Source organism: Spiroplasma sp. hy2, from assembly GCF_044714365.1.
GTDB lineage: Bacteria > Bacillota_I > Bacilli_A > Mycoplasmatales > Mycoplasmataceae > Spiroplasma > Spiroplasma phoeniceum.
The window spans coordinates 1-4,454 of record NZ_RXFZ02000083.1 but is presented as its reverse complement, the minus strand read 5'-3'; the positions used below and the strand labels follow the sequence as shown (position 1 = coordinate 4,454).

Sequence of the window (4,454 nt, the reverse complement as noted above, 5' to 3'; positions counted from 1 at the left end):
TWTTATTTTTTTCATTAATTATTTACCTCCATATATTAAAAATATACCTAATTTTAGGTATATTTTATAAATATCAAGAGTTTTCGACAAAATTAAAGAAATTATTTGGATCAGCTCCTAATCTTACCTGTGGTAAAGCAAATAATGCTGCCATATCTTCATCATCTAACATAAAATCATCTAGTTCACTATTAGCAATAATACGTTCCTTATGGGTTGATTTTGGAATAACAACAATATTTTGTTGTATTGCTCATTTTAAACAAATTTGGGCAGGACTTTTCTGGTGTTTTTCTGCAATTTTAAGAACAGTAGAATTTGTCATACATTGTCCTTGTATTAAAGTTGCTCATGATTCAATAATAATGTTGTTTGCTTGACAAAATTTAACAACATTAGTATTATTTAAACCAGGATGAAGTTCAACTTGATTAACCATTGGTTTGATTTCACTAATTGCGATTAACTCTTGTAAATGGCTAACTTCAAAATTGCTGACTCCAATTGCACGAATTTTTTTGCTTTATACGCTGTCTTTAACGCACGAAAACATTCATTTCGATCGGCAGTGGGCCAATGAACTAAACATAAATCTAAATAATCCGTATCTAACCGTGTTAGTATGTTATCTACTTCCTGTAATGCCACATCGTACTTATGATTAGCATTTCAAATCTTACTTGTTAAAAAGATTTCTTTTCGTGTAACACCACTATCTTTGATTGCTTTGCCAATTAATTCTTCATTTCCATAGATTTGAGCAGTGTCAATATGACGATAACCATTTTGTAATGCGGTAATAACAGCTTGATAAACTTCATGCTCATCAGTCATTTTATATGTACCTAACCCAATTAATGGGATTTCAACACCATTAAAAAGTTTTAATTTCATTGTTAGTGTTTTCATTTTTATTCTTCCTTTCCGTGTGTTGGCCTTTACATAATTATAACTTTAATTAAAATCAATAAGAAGGAAAACAAAATTAAAGTTCTGTTAACAATTAATTTCAAAAATTATTAAAAAAATATCTTACTTCTAAGATATTTTTCTTTTATCGTTATTCATTTTAATCTGTTGGTTGTTCTAACTGTTGCTCATTTAAAATTTTTTGATATTGACTATGAATTTTATTATGTGTGGTATTTAATTGTTCAATATTAGTATTAAATTTTGCAAAATTTTTCGTAAACTCTTGTCAACGCTCAACTCAATGATCAAATTCGCCTTTTATTTTTAATAAATTAGTTTTAATAGCTTCAATATTTTGATTAAAAGCAACTTCACGCATATGTTTTTCTAAAACAAATAAAATTGCTGATAATGTTGTTGGTGAAGTAACTCACACCCGTTTTTTAAATGCAAAAGTAATAATATCATCTGGAAATTGGCCATAAATAAATGCAAATAAATCTTCGGAAGGAACAAACATAATTGCACTTGAAATTTCATTTTCAAGATTAATATACTTAGCAACTTCATTAATTCGATCTTTTAAATCTTGTTTAAAAAGATTTAAATATTTATTTTTAATTGCGGTATCACTTGTTTCTAAGTATTTATTATAATTTGTTAATGGAAATTTCGCATCAATAGCAATGTTTTCTTTTGCTCCACCAGTTTTAACTAATGCATCAACAACAGTTCCTGTCGGCAATTTATATTGGCGGTCTCATCCTTGATGACCTTCACCACACATATCACTTAAAACTTTTTCTAATAAATATTCACCTAAATTACCTCGTTTTTTATTATTTAAAAAAATATCATTTAAAGTTTTAACTTTTTCTTCAACTTCTTTTAATGTTGTAGTTGATTCTTTTAAAACTTTTAAATTTGATAAAACATCAGTAAATGATTTGGAAATAATGTCACCTTGATGGTTTAAATTATTTTTTAAGTCAGTATCTTGCTTTGACAAGTTATTTTGAAAATTACTTAATCCTTCATTTAAAATTGTTAAGTTTTGATTAAATTTAGTATCATTTTTAACTGAATTTGTTTGAAATTCACTAATTAAAGTTAATAATTCTCTTTTTTGTTCAGAAAGTTGATTTTGTAATCCTAATCCTTGTTTCTCTAATAATTCTTTTGATGCTTGAATATCTTTCTGTAATAATGCTGAATCATTATTTACAAGTGGTTTTTTATGTGTTTTTACTAAATAAATTATTAGAAAAGTAACTAAAATAACTAAAATAATTCCTAATAAAACATATGAAATTGTTCTCATTGTATTCCCCCTAAATATTTTAATGTTTTATTGTATTCCGCAATAATTTTAATTATAGCTTGTTCAAATAAAAAAATAAACTCATAAGATTAATGAGTTTATTTCTTCTTTTTATTCAAATGTAACATTTAATTTATAAGCTGGAATTTTTGTCATTAAAGAAGCTAAAGTATCAGAAGCTGCTAAAATTTTTGAGCCTGGTTTAGCCTCAATAGTTGCTCCTTTACCATCCTCATTAAAAGTTACTCAAATTTCATTATATCAAATCTCCTGATATTGATCAGCAAATTGTTTTCCTAATAGCTTTGTAACAAGATCATAACGAAGTTCGTTTTCAGTTTCTTTTGTATAAATCTTATCTAATTTAACAGGGATTAATTTTTCTGTTGGTTTAACATTATCTTGCGTTAAAAACTTACGTGGTGTTGTCTTGACTGTAAAATTAGCAGTTAGTGTTGAATGATTAATAACATGCTCAAATTCCGTTGTAATTTTTAAAGTCCCTTCCCCATTATCTTGATTAATTGATATTTCAATTCCACCATCTAAAGCTCCCATCATCGCTTTTAACATTGCATCTTTATATAAACTTGTGAAACGATTTCGGTCCCCAACAAACTCCATAATTGCTGCTGTCATATTCATTGTTTTAACCTCAGGGTCTTTTTTATAATCTTCTCAGACTGCATCAGCGAGATAAATATCACCAATATTTTTTAATGGAAATGCTTGCGAAAATGTAATTGGTTCATTAACGATTTCAACTGCTGAACCAGTAAAATTACCACCTGGTTTTGGCGTAATTACTCATTGACTAATTTCTTGATCAAGATTTATTTCAATATCAGAAAAAGTAAAATTTGTTCCATTTAAACTATTAACAACAGTTAACACTTCATCGACGGTTAATTTTGTACCAGAACCATTATCATATGGCAATGATGTAACAGTAATAATTTTACTAATATCATTTGTTGTTCATTTTAAATCAACTTTTTTTGTTAAAAATGGGCGATTTGGAACATCTGGCATAAAACGAATAATTGCTGTTTTCATTCCTGGCGCTAAATCAACATCTAAGTTATCAACATCATAACCTGCTTTTTTTAAATTTGCTTTAATAGTACCAACAGTTGGTATTCTTGTTGTATTAATTTCACCCCCAGTTTTAGGACTATGACATGCAATTGCTGTCCCAACAATTGGGCTTGATAGTGATACTGATGCTAAAATCATCATTAATTTTTTCATTATTTTATTCTCCTTTGTTTTTCAATAATTTTTGGCCGTATAAATTATTTTGGGGTCTTAAATTAATATCTTAGAAATTGTGGAATAATATACCACTTACTTATTTACATTGTATTACTTTTAATTTTATTGTCAATATATTTTTCTATTTTTTTAAATTTTTCCACAACAAAAATACATTTTTATTAAAATTATTTAATTTCTTAGATAAAACTAATAAAAATATAAATTTTTTTGTAAATTATTATTTAYAAATGTAAATTGTACTATGAAGTGTAGCACTTTATAAACTGTAAAATCAAGCTTTTTAAATTTGTAAAGATTTTTTATAAAAATTAAAGCAAAAATATCTTTTATTTTATGGCTTATTTTAGTTAATTAATTACTAAAATAACTATTAAGCTTAAAAATAAGGTTTTCATTCATATAAAAAGTGCTACATTTGCATTTACAATTTACAAAAATTATTAACTGAATAATTAAATTTATTTTCTTCTAGCATTTGTTCATTACTATTAAATAAATCAATTTTATTTTTTAATCCCATCATACTAGCATTTAATTTATTTCTAATAGTTTTTTCACTATAAATAGCTTTTTTAATCATAGTGCCTTTTCAATAATGAGAAATATCACCTTCAATATCACAACCAATATTATTCCATAGTGTTTGGTTTTCAATTCCTTCTTTATTATTTTTAATTAATCTAATAGTTTTATTCAAAAAAATTAATTTAGCATCGTTTATAAAAGATTTACTATCTTCTAAACACTGTAATAATCCCTCATATTTACCATTATAAAAATTATCAACTGCTTTATGATATGTTTCTCTATTTTCTTTGTTTTTACTTTGATATGGATATAATTTTTTAAATCTACTTGTAAGATGAAATTTATCTATTAGACTTCTTGCATAACCTAGTTATTTTAAAATTCCTATAAAATATATTTAAAATAGAAATTATAW

General features: G+C 25.5%; 5 protein-coding genes. All 5 read right to left on the bottom strand.

Going from position 1 to position 4,454, the window contains the following annotated elements; translation table 4 throughout:
* Positions 1–64 precede the first annotated feature (64 nt).
* The 5 genes from EHV01_RS03510 to EHV01_RS03490 all read right to left on the bottom strand — a co-directional run bounded on the left by EHV01_RS03510 (position 65) and on the right by EHV01_RS03490 (position 4,208).
* Entirely contained in the window at positions 65–457 is a 393-nt protein-coding gene (locus tag EHV01_RS03510) for an aldo/keto reductase (protein WP_422066222.1), read from the bottom strand.
* A gap of 5 nt (positions 458–462) precedes the next feature.
* Complete coding sequence (locus EHV01_RS03505; protein WP_422066221.1) at positions 463–909, bottom strand: aldo/keto reductase; 447 nt, start codon at positions 907–909, stop codon at positions 463–465.
* Between the two features lie 160 nt (positions 910–1,069).
* Positions 1,070–2,233 carry a DNA recombination protein RmuC gene (locus EHV01_RS03500; protein WP_422066220.1) on the bottom strand — a complete coding sequence of 388 codons (1,164 nt, stop codon included), beginning with the start codon at positions 2,231–2,233 and terminating at the stop codon, positions 1,070–1,072.
* Between the two features lie 111 nt (positions 2,234–2,344).
* Positions 2,345–3,484 (bottom strand): hypothetical protein, encoded by a 1,140-nt coding sequence (locus EHV01_RS03495; RefSeq protein WP_422066219.1) that lies wholly within the window; start codon positions 3,482–3,484, stop codon positions 2,345–2,347.
* Between the two features lie 448 nt (positions 3,485–3,932).
* Positions 3,933–4,208, bottom strand: a complete 276-nt coding sequence (locus EHV01_RS03490; protein WP_422066218.1) for a hypothetical protein — start codon at positions 4,206–4,208, stop codon at positions 3,933–3,935.
* Positions 4,209–4,454 lie beyond the last annotated feature (246 nt).